Source organism: Collimonas silvisoli, from assembly GCF_018305005.1.
GTDB classification, from domain to species: domain Bacteria; phylum Pseudomonadota; class Gammaproteobacteria; order Burkholderiales; family Burkholderiaceae_D; genus Collimonas; species Collimonas silvisoli.
Map to the genome: position 1 here is coordinate 19,087 of NZ_JAGQEG010000031.1, position 23,488 is coordinate 42,574.

The following is a 23,488-nucleotide window of genomic DNA, read 5'->3' on the forward strand; positions in this document are numbered from 1 at the left end:
AGCGGAGCCCGGTCCGCGCTGAATTTACCCTTATTTCTACATCTATTTTTGAGCCACCCCAGACTCCCATGCTGCGCACACTTTCCATTCGCGATTTTGTCATTGTCGATGCCATCGAGCTTGAGTTCGCCGCTGGCTTCACCGTATTCACCGGCGAAACCGGCGCCGGCAAATCTATCCTGATCGACGCCCTGGCCCTGGCGCTGGGCGGCCGCGGCGACGCCAGCGTAGTGCGCGAAGGCGCCGCCAAGGCCGATGTGACGGCGGAATTTGCGTTGACTGGCGATGCTGACGGCGAGGCCAATGCCTGGCTGGATCGGAACGAGTTCGCCAGCGAAGAGGGGGTGATCCTGATGCGGCGCGTGATCGACAATGCCGGCCGCTCCAAGGCGTTTATCAACGGCGTCGCGGCAACTGCCGGGCAACTGCGCGAGCTGGGTGAAATGCTGGTCGATATTCACGGCCAGCACGCCCACCAGTCTTTGCTGAAGAGCGACGCCCAACGGCTGTTGCTGGATGGGCAAGCCGGCTTGCAGGATGACTTGCTGGCGGTCGCCGGTGCCTTTAAAAGCTGGCGTTCGCTGGCGCGCCAACGCGAAGAATTTGAAACCAACGCCAAGAATGTGTTGCTGGAGCGCGAACGGCTGGAGTGGCAGGTGGGCGAGCTGGAAAAGCTGGCGGTCAAGCCCGGCGAATGGGATGAGATCACCAATGAGCACAGCCGCCTGTCGCATGCCGCCAGCCTGATCGAGGGCGCGCAAGAAGCGCTCAATGTGATTTCCGAAAACGACGCAAACGACAGCCCGCCGATGTTGTCGCAGTTGTCGGCGCTGAATCAGAAAATCGGCAAGCTGGTCGACGTCGACAGCAGCCTCAAGCCGGTGCTGGAAGCTCTGGAGCCGGCTCGCATCCAGTTGCAGGAAGCGGTCTACGCGCTGAATGATTATCTGAGCCGGGTCGAGCTTGATCCGGCGCGTCTGCATCAGGTTGAAGACCGGATGGAAGCGATCCATTCGGCGGGCCGCAAATTCCGCCTGGCGCCGGACGAACTGCCGCAGGAACTGGAGAGTTTGTCGCTGCAGCTGCGGCAACTGGCGGACGCCAGCGATCTCGACGCCATGCGGGCGCAGGAAGAGAAGCTGAAAGCCGCCTATCTGACGCTGGCGCAAAAATTGTCGAAAGCGCGGGCCAAGGCCGCGCAGGCGCTGGGTACGGCAGTGACCGCGGCGATGCAGGATTTGAGCATGAGCGGCGGCCGCTTTGCGGTTGCGCTGAATCCTTGCGAAGCGGCCGGTTATGGCGTCGAGCAAGTGGAGTTCCTGGTTGCCGGCCATGCCGGCGTCGCGCCGCGGCCCTTGGCCAAGGTCGCCTCCGGTGGCGAGCTGGCGCGGATAGCGCTGGCGATTTCGGTGATCACCTCCAGTTCAACCGCGACCCCGACCCTGATTTTCGATGAAGTCGATAGCGGTATCGGCGGCGGCGTGGCGGAAGTGGTTGGGCGCCTGTTGAAGCGCCTGGGCCAGGATCGCCAGGTGCTGTGCGTAACCCATTTGCCCCAGGTTGCCAGCCAGGCCAATCAGCATTTCCAAGTCAGCAAGCAAAGCCAGGGCAACAAAACGGTATCGGCGATCGACGGTCTCGACGCCAAGAACCGGATTGAGGAAATCGCCCGCATGCTGGGTGGTCTGGAAATCACTGCAACTACGCGCAAGCATGCGCGTGAATTACTGGCGCTTTAAGCCGCCATTTTGGATATCCTGCATGGCATTTCGTAAAGAACCCCCGTTCACGCATGGCAAGACTGGCAAGACTGCGGTGCTGCTGGTCAATCTGGGCACCCCGGATGCGCCGACCACCAAGGCGGTGCGCAGCTACCTGAAGCAATTCCTGTCCGATCCGCGCGTGGTGGAAATCCCGCGGGCGATCTGGTGGTGGATTTTGCATTGTGTGATTCTGCCGTTCCGTTCCAGCAAGTCGGCGCATAAATATGCGTCCATCTGGAGCAACGAAGGTTCACCGCTCAAGGTCCATACCAGCAAGCAGGCGATTTTGCTGCGCGGTTATCTGGGGCAGCGCGGGCATCAGCTCCAAGTGGCTTATGCAATGCGCTACGGCACGCCGGCGATAGCGGAAGTGCTGGAGCAGCTGAAAGCGGAGGGTTGCGAGCGGATCCTGATCTTGCCCGCCTATCCGCAATATTCGGCAACCACCACAGCGTCGATCTATGACGCGGTATTTGCCCATTATGCGCAAGTGCGCAATGTTCCCGAACTACGTTTCATCAAGCATTATCACGATCACGAAGCGTATATCCAGGCGTTGAAAGAGTCGGTGCTGGCCTACTGGGCAATGCATGGCACGCCAGACAAACTGATCATGAGTTTTCATGGGGTGCCGAAGCGTACTTTGGCGCTGGGCGATCCCTATCATTGCGAATGTCAAAAAACCGCGCGCTTGCTGGCGCAGCAGCTGGGACTGGGGCCTGAGCAATATCAGCTGACTTTCCAGTCGCGCTTCGGCAAGGCTGAATGGCTGCAGCCCTATACCGCGCCGACTTTGCAAAAACTGGCAAAGCAGGGTGTCGGCCGCGTCGACGTGATGTGCCCAGGCTTCACCAGCGATTGCCTGGAGACATTGGAGGAAATTGCGATAGAGGCGAAACAGGATTTCCTGGCGGCGGGCGGCAAGGAGTTCCATTTCATCGCGTGCCTGAACCAGGCGCCGGGCTGGATATCCGCCATGGCTAACTTGGTGGAGGAACATCTGATCGGCTGGCCGACTCACCTGACCGAGAGCGAACGGCAAGAAGCGAAACAGCGGGCCGAAGCCTCACGGCAACAAGCTGTGCGTCTGGGCGCAAGCCAATAAAACAGCCGGTCCGATACAGAAATTTTGGGTGTTTGTGCGCCGTTCAGGCAAGGCACAACTATAATGAGCGCCCAGTGTTGAGGGCGTATGGAAGATTGTTGCTTGTTTTGCAAGTGGTAGATATCGAGGCAAGCAGTCACTCTTAATACAGGGCGACCAGTTGCGAATAGCTGATCCAGCTTGCCGCAAGCAAAATATAAACGACCAGAAATGCGGAAATTAACGATAGTTTCACGGTATTCCCCTTTTTGTTTGTTGCGGGAAAAGTAATTCTCCAAAAGCGCTGTTCCTTGCTTGAACCCACACCTTCAGCATAGTTCCGATGTCGCGTTGCAGCAAACCCATGGTTGGTAAATATTGTTTCAATTTGTTGCCAGGCTTTGATGCGGTTGCGGTCCGTTGTTGCCCTTTACCTGCCATTGGATCAAGCCTATCAAGGCCGAATCAAGGCGCAAATTTTTTAACCCTTGAAAAAGTAAGGGCATAGCCTCATTTGGCTCTTTATACTTACTAAGTTATTGATTGTTGGAGGTTTTTGAATGGAACACATGGAAAATCAGAACGAACAGACGCAAGCGGAAAAGAACTCCGTTGCCGAGGATGCAACGGTAATCCCTGAGTCGACGCTGGAAGTGCAGTTGTCGGAAGCGCAAGCCAAGATCGCCGAGATGCAAGATGCTTTCCTGCGCGCCAAGGCCGAAGCCGAAAACGTGCGCCGCCGTGCCCAGGAAGATATTGCGCGCGCTCATAAATTTGCGATTGAAGGTTTTGCCGAGGCGCTGGTGCCGGTCAAGGACAATCTTGAAATGGCGTTGAAAATCGAAACGCCATCGGTGGAGTCGCTCAAGGAAGGCGTGGAAATGACCTTGAAGCAGATGTCCTCAGCCTTCGAAAGAAATCGTTTGCTGGAAATTTCGCCGCAAGTCGGCGACAAGCTTGATCCGATGAAACACCAGGCAATTTCAACCGTGCCGGCAGAGCAAGAATCCAATACCGTGGTGACTGTGCTGCAAAAGGGATACACCATTGCCGACCGCCTGTTGCGGCCTGCACTGGTCGTGGTGGCGCAAGGAAAATAGAAAAAAAGCCAAAAGTGAACAGGTCAGCGCTTGAAAGCGCTGCTTTTCTCCCTATATTCAGACCATCAAAACATTAACCATATATTCAGTAAAGGGCATACACCATGGGTAAAATCATCGGCATTGACTTGGGTACTACCAATTCTTGCGTTTCAGTTATCGAAGGCGGTCAACCTAAAGTGATCGAAAACTCGGAAGGCGCGCGTACTACGCCTTCTATCATCGCTTATCAAGAAGACGGCGAAATCCTGGTTGGCGCCCCTGCCAAACGCCAGGCCGTGACTAATCCGAAAAACACGCTGTACGCAACCAAGCGTCTGATCGGCCGCAAATTCGACGAAAAAGAAGTGCAAAAAGACATCGCCCTGATGCCTTACCAAATCCTCAAAGCCGACAACGGCGATGCATGGGTTGGCGTGCGCGACCAAAAACTGGCGCCACCGCAAATTTCCGCGGAAGTGCTGCGCAAGATGAAGAAGACTGCCGAAGATTACCTTGGCGAAGAAGTCACCGAAGCCGTGATCACGGTGCCGGCTTACTTTAACGATGCGCAGCGCCAGGCTACCAAGGATGCCGGCCGTATCGCCGGTCTGGACGTCAAGCGCATCATCAACGAGCCGACTGCGGCTGCGCTGGCATTCGGCCTGGACAAGGCGGAAAAAGGCGATCGCAAGATTGCCGTGTATGACCTGGGCGGCGGTACTTTCGACGTTTCCATCATTGAAATCGCCGATGTCGATGGCGAAAAGCAATTTGAAGTGCTGTCCACCAATGGCGACACTTTCCTCGGCGGCGAAGACTTCGACCAACGCATCATCGATTACATCCTGGACGAGTTCAAGAAGATCAACGGCATCGACCTGGGCAAGGATGCGATTGCGCTGCAACGTATCAAGGCGTCGGCCGAGCGCGCCAAGATCGAACTGTCGTCCTCGCAACAGACAGAAATCAACGAACCGTACATCGCCATGGCGAACGGCGCGCCTATCCACTTGAACCTGAAGATGACCCGCGCCAAGCTGGAATCGCTGGTGGAAGAGCTGATTGCCAAGACCATCGAGCCTTGCCGCATCGCGATCAAGGACGCCGGCGTCAAAGTGTCCGACATCGACGACATCATCCTGGTCGGCGGCATGACCCGTATGCCTAAGGTGCAGGAAAAGGTGAAGGAATTCTTCGGCAAGGATCCGCGCAAGGACGTCAACCCTGACGAAGCAGTGGCTGTCGGCGCCGCGATCCAGGGCTCGGTATTGTCGGGCGACCGCAAGGACTTGCTGCTGCTGGACGTGACGCCGTTGTCGCTGGGTATCGAAACCATGGGCGGCGTGATGACCAAGATGATCCAGAAGAACACCACCATCCCGACCAAATTCAGTCAGGTGTTCTCGACTGCCGACGACAACCAGCCGGCCGTGACCATCAAGGTTTTCCAAGGTGAGCGCGAGATGGCAGCCGGCAACAAGGGCCTGGGCGAATTCAATCTGGAAGGCATCCCGCCGGCAGCACGCGGCACGCCGCAGATCGAAGTGACCTTCGACATCGACGCCAACGGTATTCTCCACGTCGGCGCCAAGGACAAGGCCACCGGCAAGGAAAACAAGATCACCATCAAGGCTAACTCCGGTCTGACCGAAGAAGAGATCCAGAAGATGGTGCGCGACGCCGAGGCGAATGCCGAAGAAGACAAGCGCCTGAAAGAACTGGCAGAAGCGCATAATCAAGGCGATGCACTGGTCCATTCGACCCGCAAATCCCTGACTGAATACGGCGACAAGCTGGAAGCCGGCGAGAAGGCCAGCATCGAAGCAGCGATCAAGGAACTGGAAGAAGTATTGAAGGGCAGCGACAAGGCCGCCATCGATAACAAGACAGCAGCCCTGACTACTGCAGCGCAAAAGCTCGGCGAAAAGATGTACGCTGACATGCAGGCCCAGCAAGCTGCCGCAGGCGGTGCTGAAGCCGGTGCAGCGGGTGCTGAAGCCAAGCCGAAAGAAGACGACGTGGTTGATGCTGACTTCAAGGAAGTGAAGGATAAGTAAGGTCTTGTCAGTGCTGGTCTGCCAATTTAAATTGGCAAGCTAGTGCGAAGACGCGCCGGGCAGATGCTATTGCAGCTCTGTTCGGCGTTTTCGCTTAAACAACAGGGTGCAAAAAGATGGCGAAGCGTGATTTTTACGAAATATTGGGTGTGGCGAAAAACGCTTCTGATGAAGAAATCAAGAAGGCGTATCGCAAGCTCGCAATGAAGCATCATCCGGACCGCAATCCGGATAGCAAAGGTGCGGAAGAAAAATTCAAAGAGGCGAAAGAAGCCTACGAAATGCTGGCTGATCCGCAAAAGCGCGAAGCCTACGATCGCTACGGCCATGCCGGCGTCGACCCGAATATGGGCGGCGGCGGTGGCGGCGGCGGTTTTGCCGACGCGATTGGCGATATCTTCGGCGATATCTTCGGCGGCGGCGGCGGTCGCGGCGGCCGCGGCGGGCCGCAAGTGTATCGCGGCGCCGATTTGCGCTACAACCTCGAAATCACGCTGGAGCAAGCCGCACACGGTTTCGATACCACCATCCGCGTGCCGTCCTGGGATGAATGCGAGCCTTGCCACGGCAGCGGCGCCAAGGCCGGCACCGAGCCGATCACCTGTCCGACCTGCGGCGGCCACGGCCAGGTCAGGATGCAGCAAGGCTTTTTCAGCATCCAGCAGACTTGCCCGAAATGCCATGGCAGCGGCAAGATCATTCCCGAACCTTGCCCGTCTTGCAGCGGCGCCGGCCGTATCAAGCGCAACAAGACACTGGAAGTGAAGATCCCGGCCGGAATCGACGACGGCATGCGGATTCGTTCTTCCGGCAACGGCGAGCCAGGCATGAACGGCGGACCGACCGGCGATTTGTATGTGGAAATCCACATCAAGCCGCACGCGGTGTTCCAGCGCGAAGGCGACGATCTCCATTGCGAAATGCCGATCTCGTTTGCCAAAGCCGCTTTGGGCGGGGAAATCGAAGTGCCGACCTTGAACGGCAAAGCCTCGTTCACGATTCCCGACGGCACCCAGTCCGGCAAGACTTTCCGTCTGCGCAGCAAGGGCATCAAGGGCGTGCGCTCGGGTTATGCCGGCGATCTGTTCTGCCACGTGGTGGTGGAAACTCCGGTCAAGCTGAGCGACAGGCAAAAGGAATTGCTGCAGGAATTCGAGCAACTGACCAGCGAAGGCGGCGCCAAGCACAGCCCGCAGAGCAAGTCCTGGAAAGACAAGGTGAAAGAGTTTTTCGAGTAAGAAAGCCTGCTCTGAGCCCTGCAAAAGCCGCCAACCATGCAAGGTTGGCGGCTTTTTCCATGTCCGTCGGGCGGACTGTCCAGCCATCTTTAATAATTTCTTTATTGCATAATTTTGTTCAGCTCTCTATTCTGTATAAGGTAATAATAAAACGATCGTTCTTTTATTTGCGATCAACACAAACTCCATATACAAACCATAGGAGGAGACATGAAAGTAGTTGCTCGTTTGAAGCGTGCAGGGGCTTGCGCCTGCGTATTGTCTGCGCTGTTATTGGCGCAGAGCGCATTTGCGCTGGATGTGGCTGGCGTCAAGATCGACGAAACGGCAAAAGTCGGCAGTCAGGACTTGAAGCTGAACGGCGCCGGGATTCGCTATAAAGTGATTTTCAAGGTCTATACCGCGGCCTTATATTTGACCGAGAAGAAAACCACGGTGCCGGATGTGCTGGCTGCTGCCGGGCCGCGGCGTATCGAACTGGTCATGCTGCGCGATGTCAGCAGCGAAGATTTCAGCCGGGCTTTCATGGCGGGCATCCAAAACAATGTGGATAAGGCTGATAAATCGAAGATCGTTAATCAGCTGCTGAAATTCGGCGAACTGTTTGCCTCGATCCCGGAGCTGAAAAAGGGTGACGTGCTGACCACCGACTGGATTCCAGGCGTTGGCACGCAGATCCACTTTAACGGCAAGCCGGTATCGGAGACCTTGCCCGATCAGGTTTTCTATAACGCTTTGCTGAAAATCTGGCTGGGCGAGAAACCTGCCGACAGCAAATTGAAGCTCTCGCTGTTAGGTCAGCAGGGATAGGTAGGGCCGGAAGGAATGGCGGCTATCGGATAAAAGCAGATGGGAATAGCCAAGTTTCTATAAAATAAGGCCCAGGATGTCGTGCATGTAATGTAAAAATAACATGCAGATGGAACTTTATTTAATGGAAAACAATGACAGCAAACAACAAGCAATCCCTGACCCGAGAAGACCTTTTCCAGAGAAACCGTGAGTGGGCGGCGGCAATCACCGCCCGCGATCCGGATTTTTTCAAGACCCTGGCGTCGCAACAGGCGCCGGAGTATTTCTGGATTGGGTGTTCCGACAGCAGGGTGCCGGCAAATGAGTTGCTGGGCTTGCTGCCGGGTGAGTTATTCGTTCACCGCAATATCGCCAACGTGGTTGCGCATAGCGACCTGAATTGCTTGTCGGTATTGCAGTTCGCGGTAGATGTACTGAAGGTAAAGCATGTTTTCGTGGTCGGCCATTATGGCTGCTCCGGCGTCCATGCTGCGCTGACCAAGCGTCGTGTCGGGCTGGCCGACAACTGGCTGCGCTATGTCGAGGATGTGCATCAGAAGCATGAGCGCTATCTGGGCGAAGCCTTGCCGGAAAGCGTACGCCACGATCGTCTGTGTGAGCTGAATTCCATGGAACAGGTTGCCAATATTTGCCGCACCACCATCGTCCAGGACGCCTGGGACCGTGGCCAACCGCTGACCATTCATAGCTGGGTGTACAGCGTGCGGGACGGCTTGTTGCGGGATCTGGAAGTGACCGTCAGCTGCATGTCCGATCTGGACAAAGGAATGGCGGCCAGTTTGAAGCGCTATGAAGATTAAAGCTGCTTGAGATTGTGTTGTAGCGCCGCAGTCATTAAATAAAACACGAAAAAAAACGACCGATAAATCGGTCGTCTTTTTTTGAGGCTTCGTCCCGCAATAATTAGACTACGATCGTTTGCGCTTCACCCTCGGCGCGGGCACGGATTTCGCCAATCCGGCTGACGGTTTCCCCTGCGGCTTGCAACTGCGCGATTGCGGCGTCGGCGTTTTCCTTGGCGACGATGACAGTCATGCCGATACCGCAGTTGAAGACCCGATGCATTTCTGCGTCGGCAACCTGGCCGTGCTGTTGCAGCCAGGTAAACAGCGGCGGCATGGTCCAGCTATCGCTGTGCAATACCGCAGTCAGATTGTCTTGCAGCACGCGCGGGATATTTTCCACCAGGCCGCCGCCGGTGATATGCACCATGCCTTTGACTTCCATCGACTCCATCAGCGCCAGCAACGGCTTGACGTAAATCCGGGTCGGCTCCATCAGCACGTCGGCCAGCTTGCGGCCGTGGAAATCGGCATCGAGATCAGGCTGGGCGACTTCGATGATCTTGCGCACCAGCGAATAACCGTTGGAGTGCGCGCCCGACGACGCCAGGCCCAGCACCACGTCGCCCGGTACGATCTTGCTGCCGTCGATCAGCTTGGATTTTTCAACCGCGCCGACGGCGAAGCCGGCCAGGTCGTATTCGCCATCGGGATACATGCTTGGCATTTCAGCGGTTTCGCCGCCGATCAGGGCGCAGCCTGCCAGCTCGCAGCCTTTGGCGATGCCCTTGATAACGTCGGTGGCGCTAGGCACATCGAGTTTGCCGCAAGCGAAGTAATCCAGGAAAAACAAGGGTTCGGCGCCTTGCACCAGAATGTCGTTGACGCTCATCGCGACCAGGTCGATGCCGACCGTATCGTGACGTTTCAGGTGGAAAGCCAGTTTCAGCTTGGTGCCGACGCCGTCGGTGCCGGAGACCAGCACCGGCTCCTTGAATTTCTTGCTGATTTCGAACAAGGCGCCGAAACCGCCGATGCCGCCCATCACGCCTTCACGCATGGTGCGCTTGGCAAAAGGCTTGATGGCCTCGACCAGGGCGTCGCCGGCGTCGATGTCGACACCCGCATCGCGATAAGAGAGAGGCACGTTGGAAACGTTTGAAGTGGAAGTCATGATGTGATTGGCGGCAGAGGCGGTAAAATAGAGGGAATTCGGCCACGCACCCGATATTCATCGCCGTTTCAGCGTTGTCTATCAGGTCAAATAACCGGCCAAAAACAGCCAAACAAGAGGGCAGCTAGTGGAAAATACGCGAAATACGTCTTTTCCACGGGCTTTGTCTTTTTTTTTAGCTTATCAATCGCTTGGTTTCGGCCGGGTTATTGCGCGGTAAAAGCGGTATTTTATCAAACCGATCCACCAAACTTTCGAGTCCATGCCATTTTCTTTTACCGACGAACAAAAACAAACTGCGTTGTGGCTGGGAATTGGGCTATTGCTTGTGGCGTTAATGGTCGCCTTGGGGCCGATTCTGACGCCTTTCATCGCTTCCGCCATTCTTGCCTACGCACTTAATCCAGGAGTGGATTGGCTGTCGCGCCGGCGCATCGGCAAATTTCCTTTCCCGCGCGCGCTGGCGGTGCTGGTCGTGATACTGCTGCTAGTGTTCGCCATCCTGGCGGTGATCTTGATCGTGATACCGGTGTTGCGCAAAGAATTTCCTTTGTTGCAAGATCAGATCCCGAGTTTCCTGAACAAGCTGGACGGCCTGATCGGCCCGCATTTGCAGGATTTCGGCATCAATGTGCGGCTGGACGGGACCGGCATCAAGGAAATGCTGACCAAGCAATTGTCTACCAGCGGCGAAGAGATCTGGAGCTCGGTGCTGGCCTCGGTCAAGGTCGGCGGCACCGCAGTGCTGGGCTGGATTGCCACCATACTGCTGGTGCCGGTCGTGCTGTTTTATCTGTTGCAGGACTGGCATTCGATTGTCGAGCGGGTCGGCAGGCTGGTGCCGCGCCGCTGGCAAGGCAAGACCGGCAACATGACGCAAGAGGTGGATAGCCTGCTGGCGCAGTATTTGCGCGGTCAATTGCTGGTAATGTTGGTTCTGGCGATTTATTATTCGACCGGGCTGGCGATTGCCGGCTTCGATGTGGCGTTGCCGGTCGGCATTATTACCGGTTTGCTGGTATTCATTCCGTATGTCGGCTTCGGCCTTGGACTGGTGCTGGCGCTGATTGCGGCGATGCTGCAGTTCAGCGGCTGGCATGGCCTGATTGCGGTCGCCATCGTGTATGGCGTCGGCCAGGTGCTGGAAAGTTTTATCCTGACGCCGCGCCTGGTAGGCGAACGTATCGGTCTGCATCCGCTGGTAGTGATTTTTGCGTTGATGGCCTTTGGCCAGCTATTCGGCTTCGTCGGCATACTATTGGCGCTGCCATGTTCGGCGATCATGTCGGTTGTGGTCAAGCATGTGCGCGCACACTACCTCAACAGTAGTTTTTATCAACACTAATTAAATTAAAAAGGAGGCTCGATAGACCGTAGCGAGCCTCCTTAGAAGAAACGAGTATGAGGCAGTTAACGCTGGACATAACTGCGGAAGAACCGCAGACCCTGGACACTTTTGTGGTCGGGCAGAACCAAGAAGCCTTACAGTTCTTGCAGCGTCTGGTCGCGCCGTCGGCGACATCCCTCACCGCGCCGGGCGATCGTTTTGTCTACCTGTGGGGCGACGCCGGCGCCGGCAAAAGCCATGTGCTGCATGCATTGGCCAGCAGCACTGGCGCCCGCTTGATCCGTGGCAGCCAATATAACGGCGATGTCTTTAATTTCTCGCCGGATGTGACCGGCTACCTGATCGACGACTGCGATAAATTGTCGGCGGGCGATCAGATTGAAGCTTTCAACCTGTTCAACCAGATTCGCGAGCACGGCGGCTGGCTGGTCACCAGCGGCGAATTGCCGCCGTCCGAGCTGAGTGTGCGCGAAGACTTGCGGACCCGCCTCGGCTGGGGCCTTATTTATCAATTGCACGGTTTGAGCGATGAAGAAAAGATCGCCGCGCTGACACATGCCGCGCTGGCGCGCGGCCTGCATCTGTCGAACGGCGTGTTACCCTATCTGATTACGCATTTCCGGCGCGATATGCGGTCTTTGTCGGCCATGCTGGACGAGCTCGACCGCTATTCGCTGGAGACCCAGCGCCCTATAACGCTGCCTTTGTTACGCAGTTTGTTGCAACTCGAATCCGAAGATAAACAATCACTATGAACCTGGCCTTATTCGACCTTGACCATACGCTGTTGCCCGTCGACTCAGACTATGAATGGGGGCAGTTCCTGGCGCGCATCGGCGCGGTTGATCCCAACGCGTTTGAAAAGAGCAACGCCGAGTGGTTTGCGCAATACCAGGCCGGCACGCTCGATCCGGTCAAATACCTGGAATTCGCCTTCGGCACGCTGGCAAAATTTCCGCGCAAGCAGCTCGACGCCTGGCATGAGCAGTTCATGGCGCAAGTGATCCTGCCGCAAATTACTCCGGCGGCGCGCGCCTTGCTGCAAAAACATCAGGATGCCGGCGACCTGGTGGCAATCGTGACGGCCACCAACAGTTTTGTGACAGAGCCGATTGCCAAAGCCCTGGGCGTCGATTTCCTGATCGCCTCGGACCCGGAAACCACCGGCGACGGCGAGATTACCGGCAAGCTGGCGGATACGCCAACCTACGGCCCCGGCAAAGTCACTCATACCCATGCCTGGCTGGCGACCATGGACATGACGCTGGCCAGTTTCCCGCGCAGTTATTTCTATAGCGATTCGCACAACGACCTGCCGCTGATGGCGCTGGTCACCGACCCCATCGCCACCAATCCGAACGCTCGCCTGAAAGAGCATGCAATTACCCACGGCTGGCCCATCCTGAATTTATTCGACGCGCAATGATCAAGAAGCTGATTCGCTCCATCCTCGGGAAAAAGAAAAAAGATCCCACCCAACCGTTGATACTCGGCCCGAAACAGCACGGCATCAATCCGCAACTGGTTTCTCCTAATGCAGTAAGAGTCACCAAGACCCTGCAGGATAACGGCTACAAAGCCTTCATCGTCGGCGGTGCAGTGCGCGATCTGCTGCTGGGCGTGAAGCCTAAGGATTTCGACGTCGCCACCAACGCCACGCCGGAACAGGTCAAGCGTTTGTTCCGGCGCGCTTTCATCATCGGCAAGCGGTTCCAGATCGTGCATGTGATGTTCGGCCAGGAGCTGATCGAAGTCACCACTTTCCGCGGTGCGTCCTCCGACGGTTCGCCGAAAGACGAGCATGGCCGCGTATTGCGCGACAACACCTTCGGCGAGCAGCACGAAGATGCGGTACGGCGCGATTTCACCATCAATGCGATGTACTACGATCCGGCTACCGAGAGCGTGCTCGACTACCACGGCGGCATAGACGATATCCGTGCCAAGACCCTGCGCATTATCGGCGAACCGGAAGCGCGTTACCGGGAAGACCCGGTGCGCATGCTGCGCATCGTGCGCTTCGCCGCCAAGCTCAAATTTACTATCGATCCGGCCACCCGGGCGCCGATACCGGTGATGGCGGCGCTGATCGACAATGTACCCGCCGCACGGGTATTCGACGAAATGCTGAAACTGCTGATGAGCGGCCATGCGCTGGCTTGCCTGCAGCAATTGCGCCAGGAAGGTTTGCATCATGGCTTGCTGCCGTTGCTGGACGTGGTGCTGGAACAACCGCTAGGCGAAAAATTCGTCACGCTGGCGCTGGCCAACACCGATATCCGCGTGCAGCAAGGCAAACCGGTTTCTCCCGGCTTCCTGTTTGCCTCGTTGCTGTGGCACCAGGTATTGGAAAAATGGAGCGCCTACAAGGCTGCTGGCGAATTCCCGATCCCGGCGCTGCATCTGGCCGCCGACGATGTCCTGGAAGCGCAAACCGACAAACTGGCTCTGCAACGCAAGATCGCCTCCGACATGCGCGATATCTGGGCCATGCAGCCGCGTTTTGAGCGCCGTACCGGCAAGACGCCTTACAAGTTGTTGGAGCATTTGCGCTTGCGCGCCGGCTACGATTTCCTGCTGCTGCGTTGCGCCTCGGGCGAGATCGACAGCGAAATCGGCGAGTGGTGGACGGCTTTCATGGAAGGCGACGGCGCTCAGCGTGAAGTGCTGATAGCGCAAAAACCGAAAGCCGCTGCCGAAGCTGCTCCGGCAAAAAAACGTCCACGCCGGCGCGGTTCGCGTAGCGGCGCCAAGACGGTCAATCCAGGCAGCCGCAGCAACGACGATCAAGGTGGTCAATGACGGCAATCTCTCCTGCTGCCGAAGCGGTCACCGCTTACATCGGCATCGGCGCCAATCTGGGTGACGCCCAAGCCCAGGTTCAGCGCGCCATTCTGCAACTAGGCAAGTTGCCTGAGAGCAGGCTGGATGCGCAATCGAGCCTGTTTTGCACGGCGCCGCTGGACGCCGGCGGCGACGATTACATCAACGCCGTGGCGCGCGTCAAAACCCGCTTGAGCGCGCATGCCTTGCTGCAGGGCTTGCAGCAGATCGAACAGGATTTCGGCCGCCAGCGTCCTTATCCCAATGCACCGCGCACACTGGATCTGGACTTGTTGTTGTATGGCCAGGCGACGTTCCAGGACGCGCTGCTAACCGTACCGCACCCGCGCATGACGCAACGCGCTTTCGTTCTGATTCCGCTATTGCAGATCGATCCCTTCATCGTCATTCCCCAGCAAGGCCCAGCACATCAGTTTGCCCCGCAAGTCGCCGACCAGGCCATCCGCAAAGTATAAGAATCGTATAAGAATCTGCGCATAAAATCTGTTTAATGACGGCCGTCTGCCGGATGCGTCAGCTTCTGGCACACTGTTCCCTTCACGCATACAGCGTTTCACTCTTAAACATGAATCTAGACAGTTATAAATATATCGTCGTAGAAGGCCCGATCGGGGTCGGCAAGACTACGCTGGTGAACAAGATCGCCATGCATCTGGGGTGTAAAGTCTTGCTGGAGCAACCGCAAGCCAATCCCTTTCTGGAGAAGTTTTACCGTGACGCTCCGCGCTACGCGCTGTCGACACAAATGTTTTTCCTGTTCCAGCGCATCAACCAGTTGCGCGACTCGGCGCAGAACGATTTGTTCGACAGCCCCAATCATCTGGTTGCCGATTTCATGCTGGCCAAGGATCCGATTTTTGCCAGCCTGACCCTGGCCGACGAGGAACTCAAGTTATACCAGCAAATGTACGATCATCTGCGGCCGCAGGTAGCGACGCCGGACCTGGTGATCTATCTGCAAGCCGAGCCGGAAACCTTGATCGAACGCATCAAAAAGCGCGGCATCGAAATGGAAGCGGCGATCTCGCCGGAGTATCTGACGCATCTGTGCGAAAGCTACAGCCGCTTCTTCTATCACTACGACGACGCGCCGCTGCTGATCGTCAATAACGAACATCTGGAGCTGGCCGGCAACGACGCCGATTTCAACTTGCTCTTGGCGCGCATCGACGGCATGCGCGGCAAGCGTGAATTTTTCAATCGTGGAGAATGACAATGGCAGGATATATACAGAGCAGTGATCCGGCGGCGCATGCTACCAAGCGCAGCAAACCGGTCACCATCCCGGCCTTGCAGGCCCTGCGCGACAAAGGTGAAAAAATCACCATGCTGACTTGTTACGACGCCAGCTTCGCCGCCTTGATGGACCGCTGCGGCGTTGAAACCCTGCTGATCGGCGATTCGCTCGGCATGGTGTGCCAAGGCCACACATCGACCCTGCCAGTCACCATCCAAGACATCGTGTACCACACCGCCAGCGTAGCGCGCGGCAATCGTAGCGCACTGGTGCTGGCCGACCTGCCGTTCGGCGCTTACGCTACGCCGCAAAGCGCGTTCGAGAACGCAGTGCCGGTAATCCAGGCCGGCGCGCAAATGGTCAAGATCGAAGGCGGCACCTGGCTGGCGCCCACCGTGCGTTTCCTCACCGAGCGCGCGATTCCGGTCTGCGGCCATCTCGGCCTGACGCCGCAATCGGTGCATCAGATGGGCGGATACAAGGTGCAGGGCAAGTCGACCGCGGCCGCCGAGCAGCTGAAGGCCGACGCCATGGCGCTACAAGAAGCGGGCGCCAGCCTGCTGGTGCTGGAAGCGATTCCAGCGGCGCTGGGCAAGGAAGTCAGCGAGATGCTGAGCATTCCGACCATCGGCATCGGCGCCGGCCCGGACTGCTCCGGCCAGGTGCTGGTGATGCACGATCTGATGGGTGTTTTCCCCGGCCACAAAGCGCGTTTCGTGAAAGACTTCATGCAGGGCCAGACCAGTATCGATGCGGCTGTGCTGGCGTATGTCAGCGCGGTGAAGGATAAATCGTTTCCTGCGCCGGAGCATTGTTTCTGAGATGGTCTGAGGCTGCAAACTAATGCAAACTAAAACGGCGACGCCTTGCTCAAGGAGTCGCCGTGAATGCCGATACGTCGGTTTTCAGTGCTGCTTTTTTAGTGTTGCTTATTGCTGTCAGCGCCTTGCGCCAAGGTTTGCAATGGCGCCGGCTGACTGCCGCCGCGGCTTACCAGAGGCGGCGCCAATACCAGCGGTTCGTTGATAGAACCCTTTGCCAGCACCACATTCGAGGCGGTTTCCGGGTTGGCGTTCCAGACCGGATCGGCGATGCCGTTAAACACGGCTTTCAGTTGCTTGCCCCAGTTTTCGTGAATCATCTGGAAGTATTGATTTTTCTCGTCGATCGTTACGAAGCGCGTAACGGCCAGCGTGTCTGCGCCATACAGCAACAGGTCCAGCGGCAAACCGACTGAGATGTTGGAGCGCATGGTGGAATCCATGGAAATCAGCGCGCATTTTGCGGCCTCATCCAGGGTCGATGCGGGGGTGATCACGCGGTCGAGGATCGGCTTGCCGTATTTCGCTTCGCCGATCTGGAAATAGGTGTTTTCATTCAGCGATTCGATGAAATTGCCGGCCGCATACACCTGGAACAGACGGCAGCCTTCGCCCTTGATCTGGCCGCCGAAAATGATGCCGACATTAAAATCGATGCCGAATTTTTCCAGTTTCTGGGCGTCGCGGTCATACACGATGCGTACCGCTTCGCCGACTATCTGTGCCGCTTCGTACATCGAGCTGACGGTCCAGATGGTCTTGCCGGCAGCATTCACGTGTTCGCCGATGACCTGTTTGATGGACTGCGAAATCGACAGATTGCCGGCGGTCATGAACACCATCAGGCGTTCGCCGGGATTTTCGAACACGCTCATCTTGCGCGCGGTGGCGACATGGTCGACTCCCGCATTGGTGCGTGAGTCGGAAAGAAAGACCAGGCCGGAACCCAGGCGTAGGGCAACGCAGTAAGTCATGATGTCGAAGAAAAATACAAAATGGCGATTTTACAGGAAGCTAAAGCGGTTTCCCGGTCAGATTGAGGTTTTGTGTTGCAGGTGCGACAAGTTATTGTGAATTAATGTGAACTGCTTATTGAACCCCTTATTGCTCCGATGGCAAAGCAGAAACATTGACCTGCACAGTCAGGGTTTCTTCGCCGCCGCCGCGACGCACACCGCGCACCGGCGCGGCCGAATCGTAATCGCGCCCAATTGCCAGCCTGCAATAATTGTCGCTGGCAAAACATGCGTGGGTCACGTCGATGCTAAGCCAGCCGGCAAAATCGCTGTCCTGCACCCAGACATCGACCCAGGCATGGCTTTCGGCATGGCTGGTATTGCCGGGATCGATATAGCCAGACACATAGCGCGCCGGGATACCGGCTATGTGACAGCAAGCCAGGAACAAATGCGCATGATCCTGGCACACCCCCTGGCCCAGCGCCAGCGCATCGTCGGCGCTGCTGGTGACGGCGGTGGAGCCGCCTTGATAGGCGACAGCAACACAGATAGCTTGTGCCAGATCCAGCAGTTGTTTGCTGCCGGCGCCCGCGCACAGATTCCGATGCGCAAAATCCATCACGGCGGCGGTAGCCTGCGTCAGCTGGGTCGGCACCGTAAATACCAGGGGTGAGAATTCCCCCGCTTGCGGCAGCCGGCCCTGTTGCAGCGGCGTCACCGCTACCGTGCCTTCGGCGATGATGCGCACCTCAGGGTGGGGTTTGGTGATGGTCAGCATATGGCTGAGATTGCCGAACGCATCGGTGAACGGATGACGGCTGCCGGAACTGCTGATCTGCCACGCCAGCGTGCGCTGCTGGGCTTCGGCACGGGGCGTCAGCCGCAGCTGCTGAATCGTGTAAGTCAGCGCTGCGGTGTAGTGATAAACCGTTTCATGCCGGATGGTCAGTAGCATGTCAGGTCAGGTATTGAGGGGCACCAGGAAATCGCGGCTGATCCGGTTGCCGAGCTCGAAAATGCGCTCGAAGAAACGGGTCAGGTAGTCATGCAGGCCGGCGTCGAGAATTTCATCGAGATTGCTGAATTTCAGGTCGGCGTGCAATTTCCCGGCGAACCGTTCGGTATCGGAAGACGTGTCGTTGTGCACATGCTTCAGATTGCCGACCACCTGTTCCATGCAAGACAGCAGCGAGCGCGGCATGTCCGGGCGCAAGATCAGCAGGTCGGCCACGCGGGCCGGGGTGATCACATCGCGGTACACCTTGCGGTAAATTTCAAAACCGGAGACGGAACGCAGAATCGCCGCCCAGTAGTAGAAATCGATTTGCGGATCGGCGATGGCGTCCTGTTCCTGGCTTTGGCTTTGTTGCTGGCCGTTTTGCAAGCCTTTCTTGTAAGCGCCTTCCTTGGCGCCATGGAATTTGACATCGATGATGCGCGCGGTGTTGTCAGCGCGTTCCAGGAAGGTGCCCAGGCGGATAAAGTGAAATGCTTCGTCCTTGAGCATGGTGCCGATGGTGACGCCGCGTGACAGATGCGAGCGATGCTTGACCCACTCGAAAAACTCGCTCGGATTTTGTTCCAGCGCATCGGTCTGCAGATAACTCTGCATCTTGATCCAGGTGGCGTTCTGGATTTCCCAGGCTTCGGTAGTCAGCGCGCCACGTACCGCCCGTGCGTTCTCGCGCGCCTGTTTCAGGCAGGAGGCGATCGAGGACGAATTGCTGGGATCGCGCACCATGAAGTCAATCACGTCTTTTTGCGTGACTACGCTGTATTTCTTGTCGTAGGCCTGGGTCAGTTCGGAAATGCCGAGGACTGCGCGCCAGCCTTTTTCGACATCTTCGACCGATTGCGGCAGCAAGCCGGTTTGCACGTGCACATCGAGCATGCGCGCGGTATTTTCTGCCCGCTCGGTGTAGCGGGCCATCCAGAATAAATGATCGGCGGTGCGACTCAGCATGTTATTTCTCCAGAATCCAAGTGTCTTTAGTGCCGCCGCCTTGCGACGAGTTGACTACCAGCGAGCCTTCCTTGAGGGCGACGCGGGTCAGGCCGCCGCGCACCAGGGAGACATTTTTTCCGGATAGTACAAACGGCCTCAGATCCAGGTGGCGCGGCGCGATGCCGGACTCGACATAGGTTGGGCAAGCGGATAACGCCAGGGTCGGCTGGGAAATATAACCGTCCGGCTTGGCAATCACGCGCTGGCGGAAATCTTCGATTTCCTGCTTGGTCGACGCCGGTCCGACCAGCATGCCGTAACCGCCGGCGCCATGCACTTCCTTGACCACCAGGTCCTTGAGATTATCGAGGGTGTACTGCAAATCCTCTTTCTTGCGGCACTGGAAAGTCGGGACATTGTTGAGGATCGGCTTCTCCGACAGATAGAACTGCACCATGTCCGGCACAAACGGATATACCGATTTGTCATCGGCAACGCCGGTGCCGATGGCGTTGGCCAGCGTGACATTGCCGGCGCGGTACACCGACAGCAAGCCCGGCACGCCGAGCGATGAATCGGCGCGGAAGGCGAGCGGATCGAGATAATCGTCGTCGATCCGGCGGTAGATCACGTCGACCCGCTTGGGGCCGCGCGTGGTACGCATGTAGACCGCGTTATCGCTAACAAAAAGATCCTGGCCTTCGACCAGTTCCACGCCCATTTGCTGAGCCAGGAAAGCGTGTTCGAAGTAGGCCGAGTTATACATCCCCGGCGTCATCACCACCACGGTCGGATCGGTCACGCCCACCGGCGCCACCGAACGCAGATTATCCAGCAGCATGTCGGGATAGTGATCGACCGGCGCAATCTTGTGGCGCAGGAACAGCTCGGGGAACAGCCGCATCATCATCTTGCGATTTTCCAGCATGTAAGACACGCCTGAAGGCACCCGCAGATTATCTTCCAGCACGTAAAACTCGCCCTGGCCGGCACGCACGATATCAACCCCGGCAATATGCGCATAGATATCCGAAGCGACCGAGATGCCCTGCATTTCGGGGCGGTACTGGGCGTTGCGGAAAATCTGTTCAGCCGGTATCACGCCTGCCTTGACGATATTCTGGTCGTGATAGATATCGTGGATGAACATGTTGAGCGCCTTGACGCGCTGGATCAGGCCGGCTTCGAGTTGCGCCCACTCTTGCGCATGGATGATGCGCGGAATGATGTCGAAGGGGATCAGACGTTCAGTGCCGGCGTCGTTGCCATACACGGCGAAGGTAATCCCGACTCGCCGGAAAATCAGGTCGGCTTCAGCGCGTTTGCGGGCGATCGTTTCAGCGGACTGGGCCGCCAGCCAGGAAGCAAATTCGTCATAGTGCGGACGCACCGACGACTTGCCATCGGAGTACATTTCATCGAAAAAATTTGCCATAATCTTGCTTTGCTGTGGTTTGATCGGAAACTATCAAGTAGCTATCAAGAAGCGTGCCCGTAGCGAGCTGTCAGGAGCTGTTTGTTGCTGTTTGTTGCCGATTTTTTCGCCTGGATTGCTGCTTAAATATTGCTGATAATATTGCATATTAAGCATCAACTGATTCAAAGACTAACATGCGGTCTTGGTTTTTTTGAATAGGCTTTATTTTCGGCAATGCTACGTCCGCTCTTAGCAAATTTTGCGTAATCTGGGTGATGGCCTCCGTGATGTTTTGATTGCAAAAAGGTATATATCAAATCTCGCTCAATCGGCCTGAACCCATGGCGTTGGCGCCGGCACGGCGCATGGCGCGGGCATATCGATCGAAGTGAATGCCGCCGGGCTAACGATTTCAAGATACTCCATGTCTTTCGAGTAGTCGAATAAAAAATGCACGATGCCGGGGCGTTGATGCACGCAGTCGCCGGCTTTAACCAGCGTTTCCTTATCTTCGTACATGAAACGGGCCCAACCCTTGAGCATGTAGACGATATGGAAATCGGCTTCATGCCGATGCCAGCCGGTGCCCACTTCCGGCGCCATATTGGCCTTCACCAGATGCGCCACCACCTTGCCGCCGGTGGCGGCGGCGATGCCGAGATCGCGATACAGGAAGAAATCGCGCAGGCCGCCCGACTGGAATTCAGTGTCGCCTTCACGGACATGGGAGAACAAATTGGTCGAGCTGGTTTCGGTATTTGTTTCCATCGCAGCTATCCTTTTACAGTGACAGTGGGCTAAGTGAGCAGCCTCTCAAAATTCTACATCCAGTTCATTGATATCGTCCGGCTCCAGCTTGGCGGCGTTGACCCATTCCTGCATTTCCGGCATCGCCATGATGCGCTTGCAATAGGCGCTGCAGACCGAATCCAGTTTCACATCGTAAGTCAGGAAACGGCTCGCCACTGGCGCATACATGGCGTCGGCCATTGAGCGTTCGCCAAACAGGTACGGTCCGCCATAGGTTGCCAGGCATTGTTTCCAGATGGTGGTGATGCGCTTGATGTCGGCCTCGGCACGCGACCATACCTTGAAGTCGGGGAAGTGCGCCTTGATGTTCATCGGCAGCGCCGAGCGCAGGGCGCTGAAGCCGGAATGCATTTCGCCGCAGATCGAACGGCAGTGGGCGCGCGCGGCGCGATCCGCCGGCAGCAGCCCGGCCTTGGGCCGGATTTCGTGCAGATATTCACCGATGGCCAAGGTATCCCACACCACGATATTGCCGTGATACAGGCAGGGCACCAGGATCGACGACGACAGCAGCAGGATTTCGGCGCGCGCATCCGGATCGTCCGGCGAGATCGGGTTCTCCTGGAATTCCAGACCGGAGAATCTGGTCATGAGCCAGCCGCGCAACGACCATGACGAATAGTTTTTACTGGTAATGCTCAAAGTGGTCTTAGGCATGGCAATATTCTTCCGTATTGGATCGAAAGTGTTTTTGATTGGCAAACCGTTTGATGACTACTGAGCAAGGGTCGTGCCAGAGATATGGGCATGGATATTGCACCAGCAATGTTTGCCTGCACTCCAATAACAGGGTAGTACCATGACGAAAATTTACCAGGCATATCAGGGCTATGCGGATTTCAGCGATCCGATGCGCTTACTCGCTGGCACCGCTGCACCATTGTTGAGCTATCGCTGGCCGGGCTGGCCGGACAGTCTGATGCTGCGCAAGCTGGCTGCGGCCTGCGAAGTGTTTTCATGCACCCAGTTGACGCACCAGCGCCCTGCATTCGGGATAACTAGCGTGGCGGAAAATGGCTGCACGATTTCGGTGCATGAAGAGGTGGCCGACCAGACGCCGTTCTGTACTTTGTTGCGTTTCCGCAAGGAAACTGAGGTGGCGCAACCACGCGTGTTGTTGATAGCGCCGATGTCGGGACATTTTGCCACCTTGTTGCGCGGTACCGTCAGCACGCTCTTGCGCGATCACGATGTCTATATCACCGATTGGCACAATGCCCGCGATGTCGCCCTCAGCGACGGCCGTTTCGGCTTTGACGAATATGTCGCCCATCTGATCCGCTTCATCGAAAAGATCGGCCCCGGCACGCATCTGGTGGCGGTCTGCCAGCCGACCGTAGCGGCGCTGGCGGCGGTGACGCTGATGGCAGCCGAACAGCATCCGGCGCAACCCGCCAGCATGACCCTGATGGCCGGCCCGATCGATACCCGCATCAATCCGACTGCGGTCAATGAGCTGGCGAAAAGCAAGCCGATAGAATGGTTCGAAAGCAATCTGGTGAGCACCGTTCCCTGTCGTTTCGTCGGCAGCCAGCGTCAGGTCTATCCCGGCTTTCTGCAACTGAATGCCTTCATGAGCATGAATCTGGAACGGCACCTCAAAGCCTTTCAAAACCTGTACAACTATCTGGTCGACGGCGACGATGAAAAAGCCCATGCCATCAAGATCTTTTACGCCGAGTATTTCTCCATGTCGGATCTGGCCGCAGAGTTTTACCTGGAAACCGTACAGAGCGTGTTCCAGGATCATGCGTTGCCGCTAGGGGAATTGCAGGCGTTAGGGCGTACCATAGAACCGGCGGTGATCCGCCGCACCGCATTGTTTACCGTAGAGGGGGAGAGGGATGATATCTGCGCGGTAGGCCAGACCGTGGCCGCCCAGGACATGTGCAGCGGCATACGGCCGTATATGAAGACGCATCATGTGCAAATCGGGGTCGGTCATTACGGTGTGTTCAACGGCCGCCGCTGGGACAATGAAATTTATCCGCGTTTGCGCGATTTCATCCATAGTCACCATCAATATCAATGACGATTTTTTGTTTTTCTGTTGGTTAATAAAAGTGGCAGCAGCGGAAGTTCATAAGCTGAACGATTATTGATTGTCGCAAAGG

General features: G+C 56.8%; 22 protein-coding genes. 15 read left to right on the plus strand and 7 right to left on the minus strand.

Translation table 11 applies throughout. The features are described from left to right. Positions 1-68: 68 nt before the first annotated feature. The 7 genes from recN to can all read left to right on the plus strand — a co-directional run bounded on the left by recN (position 69) and on the right by can (position 8,837). A complete protein-coding gene (gene recN, locus KHU33_RS10625; protein ID WP_211462823.1) occupies positions 69-1,739 on the plus strand; it encodes a DNA repair protein RecN in 1,671 nt (556 codons plus the stop codon). A gap of 22 nt (positions 1,740-1,761) precedes the next feature. Further along, positions 1,762-2,868: a ferrochelatase gene (gene hemH, locus KHU33_RS10630; protein ID WP_211462824.1), complete on the plus strand. Its 1,107-nt coding sequence runs from the start codon at positions 1,762-1,764 to the stop codon at positions 2,866-2,868. Between the two features lie 539 nt (positions 2,869-3,407). After that, positions 3,408-3,947, plus strand: coding sequence for a nucleotide exchange factor GrpE (gene grpE / locus KHU33_RS10635; protein ID WP_211462825.1), 540 nt, complete (start codon positions 3,408-3,410; stop codon positions 3,945-3,947). Positions 3,948-4,051: 104 nt separating this feature from the next. Further along, positions 4,052-5,986, plus strand: coding sequence for a molecular chaperone DnaK (dnaK, locus tag KHU33_RS10640; protein WP_211462826.1), 1,935 nt, complete (start codon positions 4,052-4,054; stop codon positions 5,984-5,986). Between the two features lie 116 nt (positions 5,987-6,102). Beyond that, positions 6,103-7,224, plus strand: coding sequence for a molecular chaperone DnaJ (gene dnaJ, locus KHU33_RS10645; protein WP_211462827.1), 1,122 nt, complete (start codon positions 6,103-6,105; stop codon positions 7,222-7,224). Positions 7,225-7,434: 210 nt separating this feature from the next. Continuing rightward, on the plus strand, positions 7,435-8,034 hold the full coding sequence (locus KHU33_RS10650; protein WP_211462828.1) for a chalcone isomerase family protein: 600 nt from the start codon (positions 7,435-7,437) through the stop codon (positions 8,032-8,034). Between the two features lie 134 nt (positions 8,035-8,168). Next, entirely contained in the window at positions 8,169-8,837 is a 669-nt protein-coding gene (gene can / locus KHU33_RS10655) for a carbonate dehydratase (RefSeq protein ID WP_211462829.1), read from the plus strand. Between the two features lie 103 nt (positions 8,838-8,940). Here can and purM read toward each other — a convergent pair whose 3' ends face one another. Then, entirely contained in the window at positions 8,941-9,993 is a 1,053-nt protein-coding gene (purM, locus tag KHU33_RS10660; RefSeq protein WP_211462830.1) for a phosphoribosylformylglycinamidine cyclo-ligase, read from the minus strand. A 262-nt stretch (positions 9,994-10,255) separates the two neighbouring features. Here purM and KHU33_RS10665 point away from each other — a divergent pair, with 262 nt between their 5' ends. From KHU33_RS10665 to panB, 7 genes are all read left to right on the plus strand, one after another. Next, entirely contained in the window at positions 10,256-11,338 is a 1,083-nt protein-coding gene (locus tag KHU33_RS10665) for an AI-2E family transporter (protein ID WP_211462831.1), read from the plus strand. 56 nt (positions 11,339-11,394) lie between these two features. Then, positions 11,395-12,096 (plus strand): DnaA regulatory inactivator Hda, encoded by a 702-nt coding sequence (gene hda / locus KHU33_RS10670; RefSeq protein WP_211462832.1) that lies wholly within the window; start codon positions 11,395-11,397, stop codon positions 12,094-12,096. After that, positions 12,093-12,767: a histidinol-phosphatase gene (locus KHU33_RS10675; RefSeq protein ID WP_211462833.1), complete on the plus strand. Its 675-nt coding sequence runs from the start codon at positions 12,093-12,095 to the stop codon at positions 12,765-12,767. The genes hda and KHU33_RS10675 overlap by 4 nt, the downstream gene beginning before the upstream one ends. After that, positions 12,764-14,143 carry a polynucleotide adenylyltransferase PcnB gene (gene pcnB / locus KHU33_RS10680; RefSeq protein ID WP_211462834.1) on the plus strand — a complete coding sequence of 460 codons (1,380 nt, stop codon included), beginning with the start codon at positions 12,764-12,766 and terminating at the stop codon, positions 14,141-14,143. Before KHU33_RS10675 ends, pcnB begins: the two co-directional genes overlap by 4 nt. Beyond that, a complete protein-coding gene (folK, locus tag KHU33_RS10685) occupies positions 14,140-14,640 on the plus strand; it encodes a 2-amino-4-hydroxy-6-hydroxymethyldihydropteridine diphosphokinase (RefSeq protein WP_211462835.1) in 501 nt (166 codons plus the stop codon). The genes pcnB and folK overlap by 4 nt, the downstream gene beginning before the upstream one ends. Positions 14,641-14,750: 110 nt before the next feature. Beyond that, the gene (locus KHU33_RS10690) at positions 14,751-15,398 is read left to right on the plus strand and encodes a deoxynucleoside kinase (RefSeq protein ID WP_211462836.1); all 648 of its coding nucleotides are present in this window, start codon (positions 14,751-14,753) and stop codon (positions 15,396-15,398) included. 2 nt (positions 15,399-15,400) lie between these two features. After that, positions 15,401-16,243, plus strand: a complete 843-nt coding sequence (panB, locus tag KHU33_RS10695) for a 3-methyl-2-oxobutanoate hydroxymethyltransferase (RefSeq protein ID WP_211462837.1) — start codon at positions 15,401-15,403, stop codon at positions 16,241-16,243. A gap of 98 nt (positions 16,244-16,341) precedes the next feature. Here panB and KHU33_RS10700 read toward each other — a convergent pair whose 3' ends face one another. The 6 genes from KHU33_RS10700 to KHU33_RS10725 all read right to left on the minus strand — a co-directional run bounded on the left by KHU33_RS10700 (position 16,342) and on the right by KHU33_RS10725 (position 22,031). Then, positions 16,342-17,217, minus strand: coding sequence for a peptidase (locus KHU33_RS10700; RefSeq protein WP_211462838.1), 876 nt, complete (start codon positions 17,215-17,217; stop codon positions 16,342-16,344). Positions 17,218-17,344: 127 nt separating this feature from the next. Then, positions 17,345-18,157 carry a transglutaminase family protein gene (locus KHU33_RS10705; RefSeq protein WP_211462839.1) on the minus strand — a complete coding sequence of 271 codons (813 nt, stop codon included), beginning with the start codon at positions 18,155-18,157 and terminating at the stop codon, positions 17,345-17,347. Positions 18,158-18,163: 6 nt separating this feature from the next. Then, complete coding sequence (locus tag KHU33_RS10710) at positions 18,164-19,165, minus strand: alpha-E domain-containing protein (RefSeq protein WP_211462840.1); 1,002 nt, start codon at positions 19,163-19,165, stop codon at positions 18,164-18,166. 1 nt (position 19,166) lies between these two features. Next, on the minus strand, positions 19,167-20,582 hold the full coding sequence (locus tag KHU33_RS10715; RefSeq protein ID WP_211462841.1) for a circularly permuted type 2 ATP-grasp protein: 1,416 nt from the start codon (positions 20,580-20,582) through the stop codon (positions 19,167-19,169). Positions 20,583-20,888: 306 nt separating this feature from the next. Further along, positions 20,889-21,332: a cupin domain-containing protein gene (locus tag KHU33_RS10720; RefSeq protein ID WP_211462842.1), complete on the minus strand. Its 444-nt coding sequence runs from the start codon at positions 21,330-21,332 to the stop codon at positions 20,889-20,891. Positions 21,333-21,377: 45 nt separating this feature from the next. Next, positions 21,378-22,031, minus strand: a complete 654-nt coding sequence (locus tag KHU33_RS10725; RefSeq protein ID WP_211462843.1) for a glutathione S-transferase family protein — start codon at positions 22,029-22,031, stop codon at positions 21,378-21,380. 142 nt (positions 22,032-22,173) lie between these two features. Between KHU33_RS10725 and KHU33_RS10730 the strand changes: the two genes are divergently transcribed. After that, positions 22,174-23,406 carry a polyhydroxyalkanoate depolymerase gene (locus KHU33_RS10730; protein WP_211462844.1) on the plus strand — a complete coding sequence of 411 codons (1,233 nt, stop codon included), beginning with the start codon at positions 22,174-22,176 and terminating at the stop codon, positions 23,404-23,406. The last annotated feature ends 82 nt before the right edge of the window (positions 23,407-23,488 follow it).

Bases quoted from the DNA above. Each gene is read 5' to 3' on its own strand.
- recN (WP_211462823.1), top strand. From the start codon at position 69: ATGCTGCGCACACTTTCCATTCGCGATTTTGTCATTGTCGATGCCATC.
- KHU33_RS10730 (WP_211462844.1), top strand. From the start codon at position 22,174: ATGACGAAAATTTACCAGGCATATCAGGGCTATGCGGATTTCAGCGAT.
- panB (WP_211462837.1), top strand. From the start codon at position 15,401: ATGGCAGGATATATACAGAGCAGTGATCCGGCGGCGCATGCTACCAAG.
- KHU33_RS10650 (WP_211462828.1), top strand. From the start codon at position 7,435: ATGAAAGTAGTTGCTCGTTTGAAGCGTGCAGGGGCTTGCGCCTGCGTA.
- KHU33_RS10725 (WP_211462843.1), bottom strand. From the start codon at position 22,031: ATGCCTAAGACCACTTTGAGCATTACCAGTAAAAACTATTCGTCATGG.
- dnaK (WP_211462826.1), top strand. From the start codon at position 4,052: ATGGGTAAAATCATCGGCATTGACTTGGGTACTACCAATTCTTGCGTT.
- can (WP_211462829.1), top strand. From the start codon at position 8,169: ATGACAGCAAACAACAAGCAATCCCTGACCCGAGAAGACCTTTTCCAG.
- KHU33_RS10700 (WP_211462838.1), bottom strand. From the start codon at position 17,217: ATGACTTACTGCGTTGCCCTACGCCTGGGTTCCGGCCTGGTCTTTCTT.
- grpE (WP_211462825.1), top strand. From the start codon at position 3,408: ATGGAACACATGGAAAATCAGAACGAACAGACGCAAGCGGAAAAGAAC.
- KHU33_RS10720 (WP_211462842.1), bottom strand. From the start codon at position 21,332: ATGGAAACAAATACCGAAACCAGCTCGACCAATTTGTTCTCCCATGTC.
- purM (WP_211462830.1), bottom strand. From the start codon at position 9,993: ATGACTTCCACTTCAAACGTTTCCAACGTGCCTCTCTCTTATCGCGAT.
- folK (WP_211462835.1), top strand. From the start codon at position 14,140: ATGACGGCAATCTCTCCTGCTGCCGAAGCGGTCACCGCTTACATCGGC.
- KHU33_RS10690 (WP_211462836.1), top strand. From the start codon at position 14,751: ATGAATCTAGACAGTTATAAATATATCGTCGTAGAAGGCCCGATCGGG.
- KHU33_RS10675 (WP_211462833.1), top strand. From the start codon at position 12,093: ATGAACCTGGCCTTATTCGACCTTGACCATACGCTGTTGCCCGTCGAC.
- KHU33_RS10665 (WP_211462831.1), top strand. From the start codon at position 10,256: ATGCCATTTTCTTTTACCGACGAACAAAAACAAACTGCGTTGTGGCTG.
- KHU33_RS10715 (WP_211462841.1), bottom strand. From the start codon at position 20,582: ATGGCAAATTTTTTCGATGAAATGTACTCCGATGGCAAGTCGTCGGTG.
- hda (WP_211462832.1), top strand. From the start codon at position 11,395: ATGAGGCAGTTAACGCTGGACATAACTGCGGAAGAACCGCAGACCCTG.
- KHU33_RS10710 (WP_211462840.1), bottom strand. From the start codon at position 19,165: ATGCTGAGTCGCACCGCCGATCATTTATTCTGGATGGCCCGCTACACC.
- hemH (WP_211462824.1), top strand. From the start codon at position 1,762: ATGGCATTTCGTAAAGAACCCCCGTTCACGCATGGCAAGACTGGCAAG.
- KHU33_RS10705 (WP_211462839.1), bottom strand. From the start codon at position 18,157: ATGCTACTGACCATCCGGCATGAAACGGTTTATCACTACACCGCAGCG.
- dnaJ (WP_211462827.1), top strand. From the start codon at position 6,103: ATGGCGAAGCGTGATTTTTACGAAATATTGGGTGTGGCGAAAAACGCT.
- pcnB (WP_211462834.1), top strand. From the start codon at position 12,764: ATGATCAAGAAGCTGATTCGCTCCATCCTCGGGAAAAAGAAAAAAGAT.